13 protein-coding genes and 1 pseudogene are annotated in these 20,521 nt (G+C 74.0%); 5 read left to right on the forward strand and 9 right to left on the reverse strand.

Annotated features, from left to right (window positions below):
• Window positions 1-67 precede the first annotated feature (67 nt).
• Entirely contained in the window at window positions 68-1,057 is a 990-nt protein-coding gene (locus ACZ5GH_RS33000; RefSeq protein ID WP_464336115.1) for a zinc metalloprotease, read from the reverse strand.
• Between the two features lie 453 nt (window positions 1,058-1,510).
• Here ACZ5GH_RS33000 and ACZ5GH_RS33005 point away from each other — a divergent pair, with 453 nt between their 5' ends.
• The gene (locus ACZ5GH_RS33005) at window positions 1,511-3,697 is read left to right on the forward strand and encodes an SdrD B-like domain-containing protein (protein ID WP_464336116.1); all 2,187 of its coding nucleotides are present in this window, start codon (window positions 1,511-1,513) and stop codon (window positions 3,695-3,697) included.
• Between the two features lie 66 nt (window positions 3,698-3,763).
• Here the strand turns inward: ACZ5GH_RS33005 and ACZ5GH_RS33010 are convergent, their stop codons facing one another.
• The 5 genes from ACZ5GH_RS33010 to ACZ5GH_RS33030 all read right to left on the reverse strand — a co-directional run bounded on the left by ACZ5GH_RS33010 (window position 3,764) and on the right by ACZ5GH_RS33030 (window position 11,927).
• Window positions 3,764-5,500 carry a leucine-rich repeat domain-containing protein gene (locus ACZ5GH_RS33010; RefSeq protein ID WP_464336117.1) on the reverse strand — a complete coding sequence of 579 codons (1,737 nt, stop codon included), beginning with the start codon at window positions 5,498-5,500 and terminating at the stop codon, window positions 3,764-3,766.
• Window positions 5,501-5,769: 269 nt separating this feature from the next.
• Window positions 5,770-6,402, reverse strand: coding sequence for an HAD family hydrolase (locus tag ACZ5GH_RS33015; protein WP_464336118.1), 633 nt, complete (start codon window positions 6,400-6,402; stop codon window positions 5,770-5,772).
• Between the two features lie 277 nt (window positions 6,403-6,679).
• A complete protein-coding gene (locus ACZ5GH_RS33020) occupies window positions 6,680-7,903 on the reverse strand; it encodes an FAD-dependent monooxygenase (RefSeq protein ID WP_464336119.1) in 1,224 nt (407 codons plus the stop codon).
• Window positions 7,900-10,965, reverse strand: coding sequence for a LodA/GoxA family CTQ-dependent oxidase (locus tag ACZ5GH_RS33025; RefSeq protein WP_464336120.1), 3,066 nt, complete (start codon window positions 10,963-10,965; stop codon window positions 7,900-7,902). The genes ACZ5GH_RS33020 and ACZ5GH_RS33025 overlap by 4 nt, the downstream gene beginning before the upstream one ends.
• 296 nt (window positions 10,966-11,261) lie before the next feature.
• Complete coding sequence (locus ACZ5GH_RS33030; RefSeq protein WP_464336121.1) at window positions 11,262-11,927, reverse strand: DUF4232 domain-containing protein; 666 nt, start codon at window positions 11,925-11,927, stop codon at window positions 11,262-11,264.
• 570 nt (window positions 11,928-12,497) lie between these two features.
• On the opposite strand from ACZ5GH_RS33030, the gene ACZ5GH_RS33035 reads away from it, so the two are divergent.
• A complete protein-coding gene (locus ACZ5GH_RS33035; RefSeq protein WP_464336122.1) occupies window positions 12,498-13,877 on the forward strand; it encodes an erythromycin esterase family protein in 1,380 nt (459 codons plus the stop codon).
• A 187-nt stretch (window positions 13,878-14,064) separates the two neighbouring features.
• Complete coding sequence (locus ACZ5GH_RS33040) at window positions 14,065-14,958, forward strand: SDR family oxidoreductase (protein WP_387753489.1); 894 nt, start codon at window positions 14,065-14,067, stop codon at window positions 14,956-14,958.
• Window positions 14,959-15,055: 97 nt separating this feature from the next.
• Here the strand turns inward: ACZ5GH_RS33040 and ACZ5GH_RS33045 are convergent, their stop codons facing one another.
• The 3 genes and pseudogenes from ACZ5GH_RS33045 to ACZ5GH_RS33055 all read right to left on the reverse strand — a co-directional run bounded on the left by ACZ5GH_RS33045 (window position 15,056) and on the right by ACZ5GH_RS33055 (window position 18,395).
• Window positions 15,056-15,892 carry an ABC-2 transporter permease gene (locus ACZ5GH_RS33045; protein WP_464336123.1) on the reverse strand — a complete coding sequence of 279 codons (837 nt, stop codon included), beginning with the start codon at window positions 15,890-15,892 and terminating at the stop codon, window positions 15,056-15,058.
• Window positions 15,889-17,451 carry an ABC transporter permease subunit gene (locus ACZ5GH_RS33050; RefSeq protein ID WP_464336124.1) on the reverse strand — a complete coding sequence of 521 codons (1,563 nt, stop codon included), beginning with the start codon at window positions 17,449-17,451 and terminating at the stop codon, window positions 15,889-15,891. Before ACZ5GH_RS33050 ends, ACZ5GH_RS33045 begins: the two co-directional genes overlap by 4 nt.
• Window positions 17,448-18,395: pseudogene (locus ACZ5GH_RS33055) on the reverse strand (ABC transporter ATP-binding protein). The gene ACZ5GH_RS33050 and the pseudogene ACZ5GH_RS33055 overlap by 4 nt, the downstream one beginning before the upstream one ends.
• 124 nt (window positions 18,396-18,519) lie before the next feature.
• On the opposite strand from ACZ5GH_RS33055, the gene ACZ5GH_RS33060 reads away from it, so the two are divergent.
• A complete protein-coding gene (locus tag ACZ5GH_RS33060) occupies window positions 18,520-19,827 on the forward strand; it encodes a sensor histidine kinase (RefSeq protein ID WP_464336125.1) in 1,308 nt (435 codons plus the stop codon).
• A complete protein-coding gene (locus tag ACZ5GH_RS33065) occupies window positions 19,824-20,501 on the forward strand; it encodes a response regulator transcription factor (RefSeq protein ID WP_387753478.1) in 678 nt (225 codons plus the stop codon). The genes ACZ5GH_RS33060 and ACZ5GH_RS33065 overlap by 4 nt, the downstream gene beginning before the upstream one ends.
• The last annotated feature ends 20 nt before the right edge of the window (window positions 20,502-20,521 follow it).

The raw sequence follows: 20,521 nt of genomic DNA on the forward strand, positions 1-20,521 counted from the left end.
CCACGCACCCGCCGGTGTCAGGGCGGCGGTCGCCGGATCGGTGCGGACCGCCGGACCGGGTCCGTCGTCAGGCCCGGTAGGCGGCCCAGGCGCTGGACATCCGGGCGACCTGACCCGGGGTGAACTGGGTCATGCAGGAGTCGTAGGTGTAGTCCATGAAGTTGTGGATCGGGTCGACTCCGGTGGCGGTGCAGGTGTCCCGGCCGGCCGGGCACTGATAGGCGGCGCTCTTCTCGGCCGGGGTGTCGGAGACGTAGTCGCCCTGGCCGCCGCAGCCGCCCTGGAAGGTGTGGTACAGGCCGAGCCAGTGGCCGACCTCGTGGGTGGCGGTGTCGCCCTCGTTGTAGTTGGCGGACGAGCCACCGGGGAAGGAGCTGTCGAGGATGACCACGCCGTCGTCGGTGGGGTTGGACTGGTAGCTGCTCGGGAACGTCGCCCAGCCGAGCAGCGACTGCCCGAGCTTGGCGGTGTAGAGGTTGAGGGCGTTGGCACCGCCCTTGCGCAGCGTGCTCTTCATCGACTTCTCGGCGGTGGAGCCCGGCGTGACGCCGCTGTACCAGGTCGCGTTGTCGGTGTAGTCGGTGGAGACCAGCTGGAACTGGAACTGGCTGGGGGTGTTGCCCGCGCCCTGGCCGCTGTAGGCCGCGTTGAGGACGGCTATCTGCTTGGTGATGTCGGTGGCCGTCAGCTTGCCGGTGGTCCCGGAGTGGACGACGTGCACGTACACCGGGATGGTGGTGGCCGTCAGCGTGCCGGGGGCGAGGTTGCCGCCCTGGGCGGAGTTCGCCAGCCGGGAGACGCGGGCCTTGAGGTCTGCGTCCATCGCCTTGGCCTGCGCGTCGGTGACGGCGTTGGGCTCCTGGCCACCGGGGCTGCCGGCGGGCTTGCGGGCCGCGGCGTCGTCGTGGCCCGCCGCCTCGACGCACTCCGTGGAGGCCGCGGCGGTGGTGGCCGTGGAGGGGGCGGCGAACTGGGTGAGGCCGAGGGTTGCGACCAGTGCCGCGGCACTGAGGAGTCTGCCGGCGGCACGCGAGGGGACGCGAACGGAACGACGCATCTGCGCTCCTGGGGGAGTCGTGGGGGACGGCGGCCGAGGGGGACCGCCGGGCCAAGGCTACGCAGAGGCGCGTGTACGCGTCAGACTCGTTCCGGTCTGGAGGTCCTGACGGCAAATCGGACATAATCCGGAAGTTCTGGCGCCCCGACCCGGCCGCACATGGAGCATCTCCCGTCATGCCTGCGCACGGTACCGGCTTCGGAATGTCCGAAAGTCGTCGCTCGCGCTGCCCGGCTCGTCCGCCCGGCCGGTCCGCCCGTGGACTCGTGAGGTCGCCCGGGTGCGGTCGCACTTGTGAGGTCGTATCCGAACTTGTTGCGATTTCCGGCCCGTTCTCCGTCACACACACCGGTGAACGTGCCCGGAAGCGCGGGCGTGGACGAGCGGCTGCGGCTCTCCTGGGGGTCCTGTCCGGATCGGGCGTCCGCCCGTCGATCACGAGAGTGGGGCCCAGTGGGGACGAGAAGACGAAGGACGGGCGTCGCGCGGGCCGCGGTGCTCGGCGTCGTGCTGACCGGCAGCGGGCTGCTGTCGGCGCCGGAGGCGTTCCCGCAGAGCGCGGACGGGACGGTGACGGTACGGGTGGTCCGGGCGGTGGACGCCTCGGGCGCGTGGACGCCCGGGCTGGAGCCGGGGCTGCCGGGGGTGAAGGTGACGCTCACCGGCGGGGGCCGGGTCCACGTCGAGGGCACCACGGCGGCCGACGGGACGGTGACGCTCGCGCCGCCGCCGCGGAGCCGGGAGCACGGCGGCGCCTACCGGGTGCGGGTGGTGAACCCGAAGCCGGGCGTGCTGTTCCCCGCCTTCGCCTCGCGGCAGGGGCTGGCCGGCGGGCCCGGCCTGTTGAGCTCGAACGAGGAGTTCGTCGACCTCTCCGACGGCGCGGACGTCTCGTACACCACGGGGCTGTGGAGCCCCGGCGACTACTGCCAGAAGAACGCGCCCGTGATGACGACCTGTCAGAACACCGCCTGGCAGGGCGGTGGGCAGCGCACGCTGGTGTCGTTCCCGTACGGTGCGCGCGGCCAGGCGGACGTGGACGTGGACGTCGCCGACGTCGCCACCGCGGCGCAGACCGGCACGCTGTTCGGCGTCGCGTGGAACAGGACCGACCGGCGGGTGTTCTCCTCGGCGGCGGCCAAGCGCACCACGGCCTACGGCCCGGGCGGCCCCGGCGGGATCTACCTGACCGACCCGGCGCAGCGGAGGACCACGCTCTTCACCACCGTCCCGGACGCCGGAGGCACGGCGCACGGGCCGGGGGCGGACGAGGCGTTCCTGGCGGTGCCGGGCAAGGAGAGCCTCGGCGGGCTGAAGGTGACGGACGACGGCCGGGACCTGTTCGTCGTCAACCTCAACGACCGCCGGCTGTACCGCTACGACGCCACGGTGGCGAGCGCGCCGGCGCCGAAGGCCGTCTACCCCGTCCCGGATCCGGGCTGCCCCTCGGCCGGGGACTGGCGCCCCTTCGGTCTGGGCCTCCAGGACGGGACCGGCTACCTGGGCGGTGTCTGCTCGGGCGAGTCGACGGGCCGGGCGGCGGACCTGCGGGCGGTCGTGCTGCCCTTCGACCCGGCCACCGGCCGGTTCGGCCCGGCCGTGCTGGACCAGCCGCTGGACTACCCGCGCGGGTCGACGGTCGGCGCGGGCCCGTGCGACGGCGCGGGCTGGTTCCCGTGGACGGACACCTACCCGGTCGTGCAGAACGGGCAGGCCTGCGCCGGCTTCCGCGCCCAGCCGGAGCCGGAGTTGGCCGAGGTCGGCTTCGAGACGGACGGCTCGATGCTGCTGGCCTTCCGCGACCGCCTCGCGGACCGGGCGGCCGGCCAGGCGGCGGCGGGCGGCGCGGTCGGCGAGGTCCTGTCGGGCGGTGACCTGAACAAGGCCTGCCCGGCGGCGGACGGCGGCTACGTGATGGACACCAACGGCGGCTGCGGGCTCCCGCCCCGGGGGAACCGCTTCTTCGACACCAGCCGGATGGGCTTCCACCGCAACGCGGCCTACGCCGGGATGGCGCTGTCCAAGGTGGAGACCACCGTCGGGATCTCCGGCTTCGACCCGAACAGCACGGCGTTCGGCTACGGCACGTCGTTCCTGCGGCGGGCGGACGGCGGACAGGACCCGGTGTCCGGGCTGCGGCTCAACCCGCCGGACGTCCCCGCGCCGTTCGGCAAGGGCGCCTCGATGGGCGACCTCGAGGTGCTCTGCGACCGGGCGCCGCTGCAGATCGGCAACCGGGTCTGGTACGACCCCGGGCGCACGGGCGTCCAGCGGCCGGGCCGGCAACCGGTGCCGGGCGCGACCGTCCACCTGTACGACGGGGCGGGCACGCTCGTCGGGACGGCGCGGACGACGGCGCGCGGCGAGTACTACTTCGACGACTCGAACGTGGACGGCGGCCTCAGGCCGCACACGGAGTACACGATCCGGCTGGACGAGCCGTCCGACTACGCCGAGGGCGGTCCGCTGCACCGGTGGGTGCCCACCAGGCGCGGCGTCGGTGACGATCCCTTCATCGACTCCGACGGCGCCGCCCCGCCGGGCGGACGGTACCCCGAGCGGGCACTGACCACCGGTGGGCCGGGCGAGAACGACCACACCCTCGACTTCGGGTTCCGGCGCTGCGGGTGCGGGCACTGACGCAGGGCGTGCGCGGCCACGGTGATCACGGAGTTGTGATCACGACATGGTGCGCCGCGACCGCACCTAGCCCTGGAAGTCGATCCGGGCGGCCGGGTGTGCGGCGGTGATCCGGTCGCGGACCGTCTGCGAAAGCCGGTTGTACCGCAGGTCGACCACCGCCAGGTCGGGGAGCGTGTCGAAATCGGCCGGCAGGTCCTTGAGTTCGTTGGAGGACAGGTCGACGGTCCGCAGCCGGCGGAACGTCCCGATCCCGGCGAAGTGCTCGGGCCCGGGCTTGTGGCGCTTGGTGTTCCTGCACCACCGGTCGATCCGGAGTTCCTCCAGCCCGGTCAGCTCCATGGCGAACAACTCCCGCAGGAAGACGTGCCCCGGCTCGGGGGTGCTGAAGCGGCTGGTGTGCCCGCTGAAGCCGAGGATCCGCAGGGCGGGCAGGCGGCCGAGGTCCGGCAGCGGGTCGCGCACCAGGCCGAGGCTGCCGCCGAGGTTGAGCTCTTCGAGCCGGGTCAGCCGGAGCAGGCTGTCGGGGACGGTGTCGAAGAAGTTGTCGCCCAGGTCGAGCCGCCGCAGGTTCGGGAAGGTGGTGACGACCTCGGGGAAGGTCCGCAGGCGGCCGTGAGTCATGGACACCTCCTCGACGCCGGTCAGGCCGTGCGCGGAGTCGGGGAACACGACGTCGGTCACGTCGGCGACCAGCTTCCGCAGCGCGACCAGACCGCCGAAGGTGTCCGGCAGGACGAACCGCGTCATCTCGGGGAGGTCCCACTCGGTCGTCGTCGCACCGGTGGTGACGGACAGGTAGGAGATGTCGAGTTCCTCCAGGGCGGTGAGCCGGCCGACAGCGGCCGGCAGGGAGAACTCGACCGTGACCCCGTCCGGGTCCCGGTTGCCGGCGACGCACAGCACCCGGAGCGCGGCCAGGTCGCCGACCGACTCCGGCAGGGCGGTCAGTCCGCAGAAGCGCACCGACAGGTGCTCCAGCCGGGTGAGCGTCCCGAGCGCCTCGGGCAGCTCGCCGATCGGGTTGCCGTCCAGGATCAGGGTGCGCAGCCACGGCATCCGGAGCACCTCGGCGGGGAACGCCCGGAGTTTGCGATCGGTCAGGTCGAGGTGCTCCACCCGGTCGGCCAGGGCCCGGGACAGGACGTCACCGGCCGACTCGGCCGCCGACCGGGCTGCGGGCCGCAGGACCGGGAGCCCGGCCCGCAGCCGGTCCAGGAACGCGTCGACGTCCAGGCAGTGGTCCTCCGCGTCGACGACCTCGGGCACGAACGCCTCCACGATGCCGTCCCCGACGGCGAAGTCGGCGTCGTCGTCATCGCCGTAGTTGTCCACCCAGCGTGCGCCGGGGGCGGAGAGCTCCATGTGGTGGTCGGAGTAGATCACCCAGGGGGTCTCGACGGTCCCGGCCACCAGGGAGCCGTGGTTGTAGTAGCCGTGGACCAGGTGGGTGAAGGCGCCGTCGTGGATGTGGATCTCCGCCTCGCCGCCCTCCAGGGTCTCCGCCTCGGTGCGACCGCCGACGTAGAGCCCGGGCCGGTCGTCGTAGAGCGCGATCGGCCCGTTGACCGTCAGGTCACCGGTGACCACGACCAGCTCGACCCCGCCCTCGGCGTCCCCGCCGCGCAGTTCGCCGACGGCGGTCAGGAAGTCCCCGTCGAGGGTGAGGTCGCCGTCGAAGAACAGCACCTCGCCGTAGCCGGGCGACGCTCCCGCACCCTCGAACACGGCGGACAACGCGCCGCCCAGGCGGGCATCGGCATCGGCATGGGACAGGGACGCGGGGACAGCGGATTCCGGCATGGCGAGAGCATAGGTCCGCGCTGTGACAGCCGTACCGGCGCACTATCCGGCGGAGGCGTGCGCCGGAGCGGGGTGGGCGACCGCGACCGGCGAGTCGCCCCCCGGTCACGGGACGAGGGAGGGGGCAGCCGGCCCGAGGGCCTCAGGGCCTTCGCGATCTGCGCCCCCGGGCACCGGGACGGGGCCGTACCCGCAGGACGGAACGGCACTGCCGGGCAAGGACTGACGGTGCGGGCCGCTGCCACCCGATCGCCCGGGCTCCCCGGTGGTCAGCGTGCACGGCCCGGAGGCACGACCCCGGACAGGGCGTCCCGGAGATCTCCGATCCGGCGGTAGTGGAGGGCGGCCATCCCCACCTCGCGGGCCGCGATGACGTTGGCCTCGGTGTCGTCGACGAACAGGCAGCGGTGGACCGGGGCTCCCACCCGCTCCGCGGCGATGAGGTAGACACGCGGATCGGGCTTCGCCACACCGATGCGGGAACTGTTCACCACGGCATCGGCGAGGTCGGCCAAGCCCTGCCGGGCGAGATCCGACTCCAACCGTGTGGTCGCGTTGGAGACCAGGGCGACCGTGGCGACTTCACGGACCCTGGTGAGGAGCGACACGACATCCTGATCGACGCGCGGCACGAGTTCGGACCAGGCGGTGACCACGCTTCGGGCGCGGTCCGTCGATCCACATGCCTCGGCGAGGTCCGTGGCCACCGCCGAACGCCATTCCTCGTCGGTGACCTCCCCCGTGATCGCGGGATGCAGGCGGGACGGTGCGAAGGCGGCTGCCGCGAAGGTGCCCGCAGGGAGTTCGTGGACATGGTCAAGGTCACCGGGTCCGGAAGTGGGCCAATGCCGCAGCACCCCATCGATGTCACAGAGCACGGCGTCGTAGGGAAGGGCAGTCACAGTGCGAACTCCGTTGCGGTGGTCGTCCGTTGGCCGGCATCAGCAGCGTAGGCGGTCCGGGCCGCCGGTGGGTGCCCTCTGTCACCGGGTGGAGCCGGGTCGCCCCCGGCGCGTACCGAAGGGGGGAACTGAACCAGCTGGGGGCACCGTGGCCCCGTTCACCCGCCCGGCCGCCGACGGCCGGTGCCCCGTCCGGGCCGCCCCTGCCGGGCGGACGCGGCCCGGACGGCGTCACGCGGCGTCACGCGGGTGTCAGGCGGGCGCCGCGCCGGGGGCGTCACGCACCGCCGCGCAGAGGCGCCCCGCCCGTTCGGCGGCGTCGCCAGAACGGGCTCGACGGCCAGCGCCGCTCCTGGTCGTACGTGTACGCGTGGTTCCTCCGGTAGGCGTCCGCGACGCCGTCCAGGAACGCCGTGTAGTCGGCGAGGGCGGCCGCCGCGCGGGCCGGGGCGGCCAGGCACGCGGCAACGGTCCGCCCGGCGCGGGCGCCGGTGTGCAGCGCGGTGAGGATGCCCTGTGAGGAGAGCGGGTCGAAGGCGAGCGCGGCGTCCCCGGCCGCCACCCAGCCCGGGCCGGCGGCCGGGCCCAGCCGCACGCCGTGGGCGGGTGCCCAGCGCGGCGAGGGGGTTGCGGCGGGGTCGTAGCCGTCCAGGCGCCGGCGGACGTGGTCGGTCCGGGTGGCGGCGTGCCAGAAGCCCTGCGGCGTGCGGAGGGCGGGGGCGGCGAGGTCGGGGTCGGTCAGGTGGGCGACCAGGCGTCCGGCCGGGACCGGGGCGGTGTACCACCAGCCGTCGGGTGCCGCCTCGACGAGCGTGCGGGCCTCGGCGTCCTCCGGGCCCGCGCCGCCGGCCGCGCGGCGGCCGGGGAGGACGGCGTAGACGGCGACGAGCCGGTCCTGCCGGTGGCGGCGGCCGTGCCGGCGGCCGATGACGCAGCTCCGCCCGGTGGCGTCGACCGTCCAGCGGGTGTGCAGCTCCGCCACGGGGCCGGCCCCACGGCCGGCCCCGCTGTCCTTTCCCTCGTCGCGACGGCTGTCCGCACCGGTGCCGTACTGACGGACGGTCAGTCGGCCGCCGGACCAGGCGAGCAGGGTGGCCCGCCGCAGCTCGGCGCCGGCCGCCACGGCCGCGTCCCGGAGGAAGGCGTCGAAGCGGAGCCGGTCGAGGTGCCAGCCGTGCCCGTACGGGTCGAACACGTGGCTGATGCCGTGCAGCGCCGGCGAACCCCAGGCGGCGTACGTGCCCGTGGACGCGGGGTGCCCGGCGGCCAGGAAGCCGTCCAGCAGCCCGAGGTCGCGCAGCAGCGGGCGGGCGGCGGGCGGCAGCGACTCCCCGATCTTGAACGCGCCGCGCCCGGTGGGCGGCGAGGGGCGCCCGCCGGGGTCGAGGAGCAGGACCCGCCGGCCGGCGGCGGCCAGGACCAGGGCCGCGACGGAGCCCGCCGGGCCGCCGCCCGCCACGACGGCGTCGACGGGCCCCGGCGGGCCCGGGCGGTCCGTCACCGGTCCCGCCGCAGACGCTTGACCTTGTCGATGTAGCCCGCCGAGACCTCCTCGTCGGGCAGCTCCGCCATGGTGACGGCGGTGGCCGTCGCGGCCCCGCCGAGCACCGGGTCGGCGCCGAGCGGTACGTGCAGGGTGACCAGGTTGCGCCGGGCCGGCGGTGCGGGCTCCGGCGGGAAGGTCACCTCGGACTCGACGAGCAGCTCCGCCGGGAGGCGGGGGTCGTCGGTGGGCCCGGGGCGGCGCTCGACCACGCCTAGCCGGCCGAAGTCCGTCACCATGGCGTTGATGGCGTCGGTGTAGCCCGGGGGGAGCCAGCGGAGCCAGGCCCGCCGGTTGCCGAACGCGGCCAGGCGTTCCCCGATCGGCCGGGAGGCGTCCATGACGATCGCGTACTCCTCCTCGGCGATCACGTGGTTGGGCACCCGGGCCGGCCAGAAGGTGGGCAGGTACGGGTCGTAGGTGCCGAAGCCGGAGAGGTACTCGTAGCCGGACCGGCAGCTCGCGGTGTCGGTCTGCCAGGGCACGGCCATCCACCTGGTCAGGTCGCCGGGCCGCTGGGCGTAGAGCGGGCCGTCGAAGGAGAGGGCGATCCGCGGGGTGAGGGTCGGGCCGTAGGCGGGCGGCGGCGGCAGCGCCGGATCGCGCAGACGCACCCGGAAGGGGCTGCTGTACAGGGTGGTGTGGCGCATCGGCCAGGTGAGTTCGCAGCCGGGGTGGAAGGCGTCGGCGAGACAGAACGAGAGCGCCGCCCGGTCCAGGGTCAGGGGCCGCTCGGCGAACGGGACCTCGTCGAGGGAGGCCGGTGGTACGGCGTGCCGGTCGTAGTCGGCGACGAAGTCCCCGCGGGCCCAGCGCCGCAGCAGGCGGTACTGGAGCGGGGAGAGCGTCACGTGCTGGCGGACCGACTGGGCCGGCACGTTCATCGCATCGCCGTACACGCCCGGCCACGGCACGGGGGAGAGGCCGTCACGGTCGTAGTCGCGGATCGTCAGCCAGACCTGACGGCGCAGCTCCCGCTGGACGGGCGAGGGGTCCGCCAGCGCGGCGAGGCGCGCTGGGGCGAGGAGGTCCTCCCGCCCGCCGTGACCCAGCTGGACGGCCACCCCCTGGTTGACCCACTGGAGGTCGCACAGGCGGCGCAGCACGGGCAGCACGTCCCGGGTGAACGACGGCCGCGGCGGCTCCGGGAGGAGGCCGGCGGTGACGAAGGCGTCGCGGACGAGGTCGTACATCGTGCGCACCGAGGTGAGTTCGGGCGCGTAGTTGGGGGGTGCGGTGACCACCCAGCCCGGTTCGACCGGGACCGGCCGCCCGTCGATGCTGACCTCGGCGGTGACCGGCCCGTCGGAGACGTCGTCGTGCCAGCCGTCGTTGTTGGCGAAGGTGTCGGCGGGGGTGTCGGTGGCGGACGCGGAGACGCCCCGGCCGCCGAGGAAGAGGAGCCGGCCGCTCTCGTCGGTCCGCAGCTCCCCGAGGTAGACGGGCCGGTCCAGGAAGGTGCCGGTGTCGAAGGTGTGCTCGGGACCGCCCGACCGGTTGCGGCCGCGCGCCGACCGGGGGCCGGGGTCGATGACCAGACGGTCGCGCCGGTCGGCCGGGACCTTGGGGTTGCGCAGGTTGCTGTCCTCGGTCTGCTCCGCCTCGGGGATGTCGAGGGCCAGCTGGAACTGGTACCAGGCGGCCTTCCGGTTGGCGACGTGCACCGTCCAGCGCAGGTCCGCGTTGTCGGCGGTCAGCTCGGCCACCGGCTCGCCGGCCGCGTTGTAGCCGTAGACGCGGAACCGGACGGCCTGCCGCTTCAGGGCACCGGTGGCGTCCTTGTAGCTCCCGGCGGGCAGCGGGGCCGGCTGGTCGACCTCGGGGGCGAGGAAGAATCCCTCCGCGCTGTCGCCGACCCTGGCCACCCCGATCGCCGGGTGCACGGCGGCCCGGACGATCCTGGTGTCGCGGCCGGGCGGCGGCGTGATCTGCTCGCGGGCCGGGCCGGGTTCGGCCGCCGGGACGCCGTTGACGTCGCGGCGCTGCTCGGCCGACGCCCGGTAGACGGTCCTGCGGACCTCGGAGATGCTGCCCACCGGGCGGTGCTCGGCGAGGGCGTGCCACGGGTTGAAGGCGAGGTTCTCGCCGTAGGCGGCCTGGCCCCGCGCCGTGATGTCCTGCTTCCGGAGGGTCAGCCGGGCCACCGTCACCGGTTCGCTCGCGGTCTCGTCCCACCGTACGGTGGCCCGGTCCAGCGGCATGCGCTGCGGGTCGGTGCGGAACTGCAGCATCAGGTCGAAGGCCGCCGCGCCCGCCGCGAGCCGGTGGCGCAGGTCGGCGGCCAGGTACGCGGGGTTCTCGTCGGGCGGCACCGCCGCCGGGTCGCCCGGCGCGCAACCGGCCGGCGCCAGCTTGTACTTGACGAAGCGTTCGGGACCGAAGGCGTAGGGGAGCACGCTCCAGTAGTCGGCGGTGAGCACGCTCTCCTCGAACCGGGCCATCGCGTCGAGGATCTCGCGGGTGACCGGGTGGTCCTGGAGGTACCGCTCGTAGTCGCCGTCGACGACACCGGCCCTGGTGAACTCGCACATGTCCTGGGCGGTGTCGACGAAGAACACGTCGTGGTTCTGGAGCAGCAGGTCCTGGGTGCCGGCCTCGGTCTCGCCGTCCAGCAGCTTCCGGCCGGGCACGCCGAACAGTTTGACGCCGATGCCGAGGGTGGTGTCGAGGTCGGGGCTGCCGGGCACGGTGTCGCTGGAGAAGCGCACCCAGGCGGGCAGGCCGTCGGGCCGCTCGTGGGCGGTCCCGAGGAACCCGACGCGCAGGTCGGGCGGCAGGTCGGGGGAGACCGTCAGCACTCCGCGGGCGACGCCGTGCGGTTTGAGGAACACCGGTCGTCTGACGGGGTCCTGGCCGCGGGACATCCGGGCGCCCTGGGTCAGGTCGACGAACATCTGCTTCAGGGCGGCGGCCGGGTCCTCGGCGCAGTCCGCCGGCTGCGGAGGGCCGGCGTTTCCCTCGGTCCTGTCGCTGCCCTGGTTCCCGTGGTTCCCGGCGAAGGGTGCGGGGGTTCCGATCATCCTGTGCTCCGATCAGTGCGGTGCCGGGCCGGTGGTCCGGAGGCGTGCGCCTGTGTCCACCCACCCGGTCCAGCGTGCACAGGCCGGTGATCCCCGGCGCGCCGAGGTACGCCCGAACCGAGCACACGGCCGGGCCGCGGCCGGGCGGCTCACTCCAATCGGCCAACAGCGGTCGCACCCCGTGGGACCGGGGGCACCGTCGTCGGGTCCCGGCCCGGGCCGGGCGGTGCCCGGCGCCCCGCCGGACACCGCCGAGGCCCCGCACCGATGCGCCGGTCCCGCGGTGAGGACGGTCCTCAGCCCTGGCCGGCGCTCCCCATCGGGCCGATCCTCACCGGGGATCCGCTGCCCTCGGTGACGGGCAGGGAGCCGGCGCCCGGCCAGGGCAGGGTGACCGACTGGGTCTCGTCCGGCGGGGTCACCACCAGGCCGGTGACCCGGACGCCGGAGCCGCCCGAGGTGTTGGCCGGGTAACTGATGCCGAAGTAGGTCGACTTGCCGTTCACCACGACGCCCTCGACGACCGGCTCGCCGGAGCGCTTCGCGGACACCGTGCCCGCGGAGGTCTTCAGGTCGACGCCCGCGTATCCGGACAGCGTGCAGTCCTTCCCGCTGTGGTTCTTCAGCTCGACCACGACGGTGTTGTCGGCGTCGCCGGTGATGGTGCGGTCCGCGGCCGTGACGGTCAGGTCCGCGGTCCGGCACTTGGCGGTCTTCCCGGCCCCGGTGGAGCCGGCTGGTGGGGTGGTGGGCGGCGTGCCGGGCTTCCCCGGGGCGCTCGAAGCCGGGCCGCCGGAGGCCGGAGCGCCGCCGGAGGAGACACCGGTGGACGCGGCCGGGGCGGGGGTCGGGGCCGTGGTCGGGGCGCCTTGGGCAGTGCCCGTCCCGTCGTCCTGGCAGGCGGTGAGCGAGAGGGCGGCTGCGACGGCCAGGGCGGCGAAGGTGAGCTTGCGGACGCGCACGGTGATTTCCTCCGGATGGGCGGCGGTGCCGGGTGCTCGGTGCGAGCGGGTTTCCGAAGACCGGGACCGCCTTCCCGGACGAACCGTTCCGCCCGGGCCGCCCCCAGGACAGTGCTGTGACACGTACGGCCGGAAACCACCCGCGCCGTCGCCCGCCGTGCCCTGCCGCACCCCGCCGGCGACCTGCCAGGATGCCGGTTCCACGGCGCCGCCGCGCACCGTCGGCGCGAGTCACCGGCCGCCGGTACAGACCCGTGACCCGGACGACCTTGACCCACGGACCGCGACGACACCGCGACCCCGACGATGCGCCGCGCTCGGTCCCGGCCCGGCGACCGGAGTGACGGGGACGGCGGTCGAGGCAGGAGGCTCGTCGGGCGCGGCCAGCCGACGCCGACCGGTCGGCGCTCGTGCCTCCGTACCCCGCTTCCGTCGTCCGACCTGACTCCGACTCACGACCGGGACCCTGGTCCCGGTCACCCGTCGATCGGCGGGTGGGGCTAACCCCCGGGCCGATCAGGGGGTGCGGCGGATGGTGCGGGGTGCCCCGGGGAAGCGAGGGTTGGGTCCATGATCACGCACAAGGCCCTGCTCGCCGCTCTGCTCGTCCCGCTCGGTGCCACCCTGGCCGTCGCTCCGGCCGCTTCCGCCTCCGCCTTCACCCCGCCCGCCCCGGCCGCCGCGACGGCCTCCGTCGACGCCGCCGCGTTCCGCTCCCCCGAGGCCGCCCTCGACCGGGTGGCGAACCCGCTGCGCACCACCGACCCCCGCAGCGGCCTGGCCGACCTGCGCCCGTTCGGCAGGATGGTCGGCGGCGCCACCGTGGTGGGCGTGGGCGAGGCCACCCACAGCTCGCACGAGTTCGTCACCCTCAAGCACCGCGTCTTCCGCTACCTGGTGGAGGAGAAGGGCTTCCGCACCTTCGCCTTCGAAGCCGCCTGGAGCAGCGGACTGCGGATCGACGCCTACCTCACGCGCGGTGAGGGCGACCTGAAGCAGATCATGGACGAGGAGTTCCAGGGCACCTACCGGTGGTGGAACAACGCCGAGACCCGCGACCTGCTCCAGTGGATGCGCGCCTACAACGTGAAGCACTCCGACGACCCGGTGCGCTTCGTCGGCGACGACAACGGTTTCGCCGGCCCCGGGCTGTACGACAGGGTGAACGCGTTCGCGGCCGCGTCCAGCCCCGAACTCGCCGCGCAGATCGCCGAGCTGTACCGAGGACTGCGGCCCACCACCAGCGCCGAGACCTACGTCAACGACTACCTCTCGAAGCCGCTCGCCGACCGAAAGGAGCTCGCCGAACGGACCGGGCGGGCGGTGGACCTGCTCAGGCAGCACCCCGGCGCCGACGCCGAAGCCCATGCCTGGGCCCTCCAGCACGCCACCGCGATCCACCAGATGACCACCCTGTACGCCTTCGACTGGGACGCCCCCCAGGACATCCCCGCCGCCATGGTCTACCGCGACCGCGTGATGGCGGACAACATCGCCTGGTGGCAGCAGCGCACCGGCAGCAAGACCATGCTCTCCGCCCACAACACCCACGTCGCCCTCAAGACCTACGCCCCCGCCAGCCACCCCCACGTCCAGGGCGAGTTCCTGCGCGAGCGACTGGGCGCCGGCTACCTGAGCGTCGGCCTCACCTTCGACCACGGCGCGTTCAACGCCTTCAACCACGACGGCGCCCCGGACAGCTTCGCCGTCGGCCCCGCCGAACCCGGCACCGCCGAGCACACCCTGGACAAGGTCCGCTACCGCGACTTCATGGTCGACCTGCGCAACGCCCCCGAACCGGCCCGCAGCTGGCTCGCCGAGCCCCACACGACCAAGAACATCGGCGCCACCTACCCCGGCATCGCGGACGCCCCCCAGATCCGCTTCGCCCAGACCCACGACGTCCTCGTCCACCTCCGGCAGGTCCAGGCGGCCCGCATGCTCAACTAGCACCGGACAGCCACCGGGCCGCCTGCCCGCCCGGGCATGGACCAGCCGCAGTTGCCTGTCCTCCATCGGCCGTCCGGTTGCCGTCGCATCGCACGGGCGCGAGACTCGACGCGGAGCGCCCCTCCAGGCGCCCGCGAGCAGGCCGAACCCGATGGTCGTCAACCAGGGAAGGGGACCGTTCGCCGTGATGAGTGATCAGCACACTCCGCGCGACCCCACCGAGCAGCACCCCACCCCGCCGTTCCCGGAGCAGTCCCAGCTCCACCCCGGCAGCGGCGAGGCCATGCGGCCGGAGCCGGATCACGGAGAGACGACCTACCGGGGCAGCGGCCGGCTGACCGGGCGGATCGCGCTCATCACCGGCGGCGACTCCGGGATCGGCCGGGCAGTCGCGCTCGCCTTCGCCCGCGAGGGCGCCGACGTCGCCTTCTGCCACCTCCCGGAGGAAGCGGGCGACGCCGACACCACGACCGCCCTCATCACGGACGCCGGGCGACGCGCCCTGCCGATCGCCGGCGACCTCCGCGACGAGGAGTTCTGCGCCCGGCTGGTGGCCCGCTGCGTCGGTGAACTCGGCGGCCTCGACGTGCTGGTGAACAACGCGGCCTACCAGATGTCCCAGCCGGACGGGCTCGCCGCGATCAGCACCGAGCAGTTCGACCGCGTCATGCGGACCAACCTGTACGGCATGTTCTGGACCACCCGCGCCGCCCTTCCCCACCTGGAGAAGGGCGCCTCGATCATCAACACCGCCTCGGTGCAGGCGTACAAGCCCAGCCCGCACCTGCTGGACTACGCGATGACCAAGGCCGCGATCGTCGCCTTCACCCAGGGACTGGCGACGCAGCTGGCCCCCGACGGGATCCGGGTCAACGCGGTCGCCCCCGGCCCGGTGTGGACCCCGCTGATCCCGGCCACGATGGACGCGGAGAAGGTCGCGCACTTCGGGGAGCAGTCCCCGCTCGGCCGGGCTGCCCAGCCCGCCGAGATGGCCCCCGCCTACGTCTTCCTCGCCTCCCAGGAGTCCTCCTACATCACCGCCGAGATCGTGAACGCCACCGGCGGCACCCCGCTGCCCTGACCGCTGCCCTGACCCGAGCTCGAAGGGGTCCGTGAAGGCCCGGCGGGCGTACCGGCGCCGGTGCCGGCGATCCGCAACGAGCGAAGCCTCGGTCCGGCTACGCGTCGCGCCCGCGCAGCAGCAGGCCGGCGACCAGCAGCGCGCCCGCGGCCCACGCGGCGAGCACGCCCAGGCCGGCCCATGGGCCGATGGGCGGCTCGTGCAGGACGAGGGTGGTCTGGACGGCCAGTCCGGCGGACATCGGCGAAACCTGCTGGAGGTGGCGCTGCCACTCCGGGTCGTGGACCACCTGGATGACGACCGGGAAGAGGTAGAGCAGCCCGAGCACGATCCCGATGGCGCTCGCCGCCTCCCGTACCGCCGTCGCCACGCCGAGGCCGATCAGGGCGATCAGGACGAGGTAGAGGACCGAGCCCACGGCCGCGCGCAGGGTCGGACCGTCCGCCAGGGACAGCGGTGCGTAGCCGTGCGCCCCGGTGAATCCGTTGCCGGGCAGGACGTGGCGGCCGGCGAGGAGGGAGACCAGGACGGCCACCGTCCCGGAGGCCAGGACGACCGCGGTGAGGACCGCCGCCTTGGCGGTGAGGACGATGATCCGGTTCGGCACCGCCATGAGCGTGGTGCGGATCATCCCGGTGCCGTACTCGCCGCTGACGGCCAGCACCGCGAGCACGGCGATGACCGCCTGCCCGACGGTGACGCCGGACAGGGCGAGCTTGACGGCGTCCTGGCCGCACCCCGCGTCCGGGCACTTCACGGCCTTGGCGGTGCCGCAGCCGACGGCCACGGTCAGCGCGACGGCGAGCAGGAGCAGCCTGCCCGTTTCCCCCGCGGTGCGCAGCTTCGTCCATTCCGCACGCAGGGCGCGGCCGAAGCCCCCGCGCCACGCGCCGTCAGCCGTGCTCGTGGGGCGCGCACCGCTCAGGAGGCTCATACGTCCCTCCCGCGCAGCCGCACCACGGCCAGACCGAAGGCGAGCGCGGCGTACCCGCTCAGCACGGCGAGGCCGGCCCAGGGCGCCAGCGGGTAGTAGCCGGTCGACGGCTCGTACACGCTGAGCACCTGCGCGTACCGCGGCACGGTCTGCTGGACGGCGAAGCCCGCGGCCGGGGTCACCCGCAGCAGCCACTCCGAGACGCCCGGGGGCAGTACGCCGGAGGTGGCGAGCAGGAAGGGCAGCACGATCGACGCGACGACGAGGGCGACCGCCGTGCCGCTGCGCCGCAGCAGGGCACCGACGCCGAGAGCGAGCACGGTGGCGGCTGCGCAGAGCAGGCCGGTTCCGACCAGGACGCGCACTTCGGTCGCCGACGTGACGGGGAGGACGTGGAAGCCCCTGCCGCGCGCGCTGCGTTCCCCGAGGGGAACGGTGATCGCGGCGGCGACCAGGCCGACGGCGGACGCGACGCCTCCGGCCACCAGCGCCTTGGCGCCAAGCACCCGCCCCCGCAGGGGAGTTGCGGCCATGGTCGTGCGCAGCAGGCCACGCCGGTACTCGCCGGTGATGAACACCGTGCCCACGGCGATCAGCACGACCAGCCCGGCGAACGTGCCGACCAGGAAGTTCTCCACGGAGAAGCCGACGCCCATGGCGGGCCCGCCGACGACCGGTGCGATGTCACCGGCCCCGGTCACGGTGAACCCGCCGCCGTCGCTCTCGGTGAAGCCGCCCCCGGTGGTGTTCGTGTAACTCCCGGAGGTGCCCGCGTCACCGCCCACCTGCGTGCCGCTCCACGCGCTCCGGGACCAGTCACCGGTGAGGTCGGGACGGCCGAAGGCGCCGGTGGCCACGGCGGGGCTGAACCCCGTGCCCGCCGGGGTGGCCTGCTTCGCCTCCGGCGACGTGGCGAACAGCCCGGCCTGTACGGTGCGCGCAAGCCCGGGCAGCCTGGCACGGCCGACCTCGGTCCAGTGGGAGCCGTCGGTGGAGGCGTAGCCGGTGAGGCTGTCGCCGGAGCGGACCAGGCGCAGCCAGCGCGGGGACTCCGGGGTGGCCGCGCCGGAAGGGCCGGCCGTGTCGTGCGTGTAGTCGTGCTGCATGCGCACGCCGTGGCCGCCGGTGGCCATGACCGCCGCGTACGGGGATCCCTGGGTGAGGCTTTCCTTCACGATGATCCCCGCCTTCGCCCAGGGCTGGGCGCCCTGGACCGGCCGGCCGGTCCCGGTGTCGGCCACACCGGTCAGGGACCGCAGGGCAACGGTGAGCGCGCCGTCCCCGGTGAGCGCCCTGTGGACGAAGTAGAAGCTGTCGTTGACGGCTTCGCCGCCGGGGCCCGTCGGGTACGAGGCGGAGTCGGCGCCGCGACCGCCGGGGGCGGGGGCGGCCGTGCCGAGCAGGCCGACCACGACCGTCACCAGGAGCGCCCCCGCCACGGCGAGCACCCAGCCGCGTACCGTACGGAACTTCGTCCACTCGGCGCGCAGCGTCCTGAGGAACCCGCTCGGCTCGGCGCGCCTGGTGGCCGGGGGACGAGGGGTGGGGGTGGCCGTCATCGCGTGGCCTCCGTCGCCGGGACGCCCCGGTACTCCACCGCGTCCCGGGTGAGCTCCAGGTACGCCTCCTCGAGCGTCGCCCGGTGCGCGGACACCTGGGAGAACGGCACCCCGTTCCGGGCGAGCAGGGCCACGACCTCCTCGTCGGGCAGGCCCGTGACGCCGAGGGTGTCGGGGCCGGTGGTGAGAACGGTGGCGCCCGCGCCGTGCAGGACCTGGGCGGCACGTGGAGGCGCGGAGGTACGCAGGGTGATTCGTCCACCGGACGCCTCGGCGAGCAGTTCGGACACGCCGGTGTCCGCGAGGACCCGGCCGCGGCCGATCACCACGAGATGGTCCGCTGTGCCCTCCAGTTCGCTCATCAGGTGACTGGAGACCAGGACGGCGCGGCCCTGCCGGGCCAGCTCCGCCAGGAATCCGCGCATCCACACGATGCCGTCGGGGTCGAGGCCGTTGAACGGCTCGTCCAGCATGAGGACCGGCGGGTCACCGAGCAGTGCCGCCGCGATCCCCAGGCGCTGGCGCATGCCCAGCGAGAAGCCCCCGGCCCTGCGCCGGGCTGCCGTGCCCAGGCCGGCCTGCTCGATGACCTCGTCCACGCGCCGGGACGGCACGCCCTGTGAGTGGGCCAGCCACAGCAGGTGGTTGCGGGCGGTGCGGCTCGGCTGCAGCGCGGAGGCGTCGAGCAGTGCCCCCAGATGCCGGAGCGGGCGACGCAGCGTGCGGTACGGCACCCCGCCGACCAGCGCCCTTCCCTACTCGGCCGCGTCAAGGCCCAGGACGACGCGCATGGTGGTGGACTTGCCCGCGCCGTTCGGGCCGACGAAGCCGGTCACCCGTCCGGGGCGCACGGTGAACGTCATCCCGTCCAGAGCCAGTCGTGGCCCGAAGCGTTTGCGCAGACCTACGACCTCGATCGTCGCCTTCGTACTCTCATCGCTCATGGCCCCACCCTGTGACGGAGCGGGTTACAGGGACCGAACGGCCCCTGTCATCCCGCTGTTAGGCGCCTCGGCCTAGCCTGGGCCGGTACGCGTCCTGGTGCGGTGGCGAGAGGGGAGCATGCGGATGGAATGGGGCCCGCCCCGAAGGCTCACGGGTCTGACCGCCCGGTTCGGCCCGCGCGGTGGCACCGCCCGGCTCGGCCCGCGCGGTCGCACGGCCCGGTTCGGCCTGCGCCGTGGCACCGCCCGCACTCGCTTCACCGCCCTGTACGTGACGCTGTTCCTGCTGTCGGGAACGGCGCTGCTGGCCATTGCGGCCGTGGTGGCATCCGGCGGATCGCGCTCCAGCCGGACCGCCCCCGACGGCGACACCGGTCTGCCCGCCACGGCGGCACGGGCCCAGGGCCGCATCGACGAGCTGGAGCAGCAACTGGCCCAGGCGCACGACACCCAGTCACGGCAGGTCCTGCTGGGCTCCGCCATCGCCCTCGGCGTCATGGCGGTGGTCTCGGTCGGCCTCGGCTGGTTCGTCGCCGGCCGGGTGCTTCGCCCGCTGCGCGTGATGACCGCGGCCACCCGCCGGATCACCGCCGACAGCCTGCACGAACGCCTGGCCATCGACGGCCCCGGCGACGAGGTCAAGGACCTCGCCGACACCATCGACGACCTCCTCGGCCGACTGGAGGGATCCTTCGACGCGCAGCGCCTCTTCGTCGCCAACGCCTCCCACGAGCTGCGCACCCCGCTCACCACGATGCGGGCCTCCCTGGACGTGGCCCTCGCCAAGCCGGGCCCGGTACCCGGGGCCATGGCCACACTGGCCGCCCGGATGCGTGCCGAACTCGACCAGGTCGACCGGCTGTTGGAGAGCTTCCTCGTCCTGGCCCGCACCCAGCACGGCGGGTTCACCGACTCGGCGCGGCTCACCCTCGGCCAACTCGCGCTGGCCGCCCTGACCGGACGGGCGGAGGACATCGCGGCCAAGGGCCTGACCGTGCGTGAGGACCGGATCGACGACTGCGCCTGGGTGCGGGGCAGCCGGACGCTGCTGCGCCGCGCGGTCGACAACGTGGTCGACAACGCGATCACGCACAACGAGCCCGGGGGCTGGATCAGCGTCGCGGTACGGGCCGAGGGAGACGACACGGGCGCGGTGTCCCTCGTCGTCGAGTCCGGCGGACCGGTCCTCGACCAGCGGCGGGTGGCGGACCTCGCGCTGCCCTTCCGCCGCCTCGGCGCCGACCGGACCGGCACCGGACGGGGCAGCGGCCTCGGCCTCTCCATCGTCGCGGCCGTCGCCCAGGCCCACCACGGCGCCCTGCACCTGCGCGCCCGCCCCGACGGCGGCCTGCGCGTCACCGTCACCCTTCCCCGTACGGACGGCAGGGCGACGGCGCAATCCCCGGACACGGAGACGGGCGTGGCACGTTGAGGGTCCTGGTGGTCGAGGACGCCCGCCCCCTCGCCGAAGTCGTCGCCGAAGGGCTGCGCGACCAGGGCATGGCCGTGGACGTGGCCCACGACGGGCTCGCCGCCGCGGCCAAACTGGACGTCAACGCGTACGACGTCGTCGTGCTCGACCGGGACCTGCCGGGCATCCACGGCGACACCCTCTGCCAGATGATCACCGAGCGGGACGGCCGCGTGATGGTCCTGATGCTGACCGCCGCCGACTCACCCGGTGACCGCGTCAGCGGCCTGACCCTGGGCGCCGACGACTACCTCGCCAAGCCCTTCCACTTTCCCGAACTCGTCCTGCGGATCCGTGCGCTGGCCCGCCGCCGCCCCGCCGCCCGGTCCCGCACGTTGAGCACGGCGGGCATCGAACTCGACCCGATGCGCCGCACCGCCAGCCGCGACGGCCGCCAACTCGATCTCTCCGTCAAGGAGTTCGCGGTACTCGAAGCCCTCCTGGACGCGAGTCCCGCCTTCCTCAGCACGGAGAACCTCCTCGAACAGGTCTGGGACGAACACGCCGACCCGTTCACCAACACCGTCACGGTGACCATCAGCCGCCTGCGCCGCAAACTCGGCGCCCCTCCGGTCATCGCCACCACCCCCGGCGTGGGGTACCGGATCATCGGCCCCGCCGTCCCACCCGGCTGAGAGACGTATCTCGCAGGAAA

It is taken from the genome of Kitasatospora sp. Xyl93 (assembly GCF_055383135.1).

What these genes read in the sequence shown, in the direction of transcription:
- ACZ5GH_RS33000 (WP_464336115.1), bottom strand. Translation starts at nt 1,057, where the DNA reads ATGCGTCGTTCCGTTCGCGTCCCCTCGCGTGCCGCCGGCAGACTCCTC.
- ACZ5GH_RS33045 (WP_464336123.1), bottom strand. Translation starts at nt 15,892, where the DNA reads ATGAGCCTCCTGAGCGGTGCGCGCCCCACGAGCACGGCTGACGGCGCG.
- ACZ5GH_RS33060 (WP_464336125.1), top strand. Translation starts at nt 18,520, where the DNA reads ATGGAATGGGGCCCGCCCCGAAGGCTCACGGGTCTGACCGCCCGGTTC.
- ACZ5GH_RS33050 (WP_464336124.1), bottom strand. Translation starts at nt 17,451, where the DNA reads ATGACGGCCACCCCCACCCCTCGTCCCCCGGCCACCAGGCGCGCCGAG.
- ACZ5GH_RS33040 (WP_387753489.1), top strand. Translation starts at nt 14,065, where the DNA reads ATGAGTGATCAGCACACTCCGCGCGACCCCACCGAGCAGCACCCCACC.
- ACZ5GH_RS33025 (WP_464336120.1), bottom strand. Translation starts at nt 10,965, where the DNA reads ATGATCGGAACCCCCGCACCCTTCGCCGGGAACCACGGGAACCAGGGC.
- ACZ5GH_RS33035 (WP_464336122.1), top strand. Translation starts at nt 12,498, where the DNA reads ATGATCACGCACAAGGCCCTGCTCGCCGCTCTGCTCGTCCCGCTCGGT.
- ACZ5GH_RS33010 (WP_464336117.1), bottom strand. Translation starts at nt 5,500, where the DNA reads ATGCCGGAATCCGCTGTCCCCGCGTCCCTGTCCCATGCCGATGCCGAT.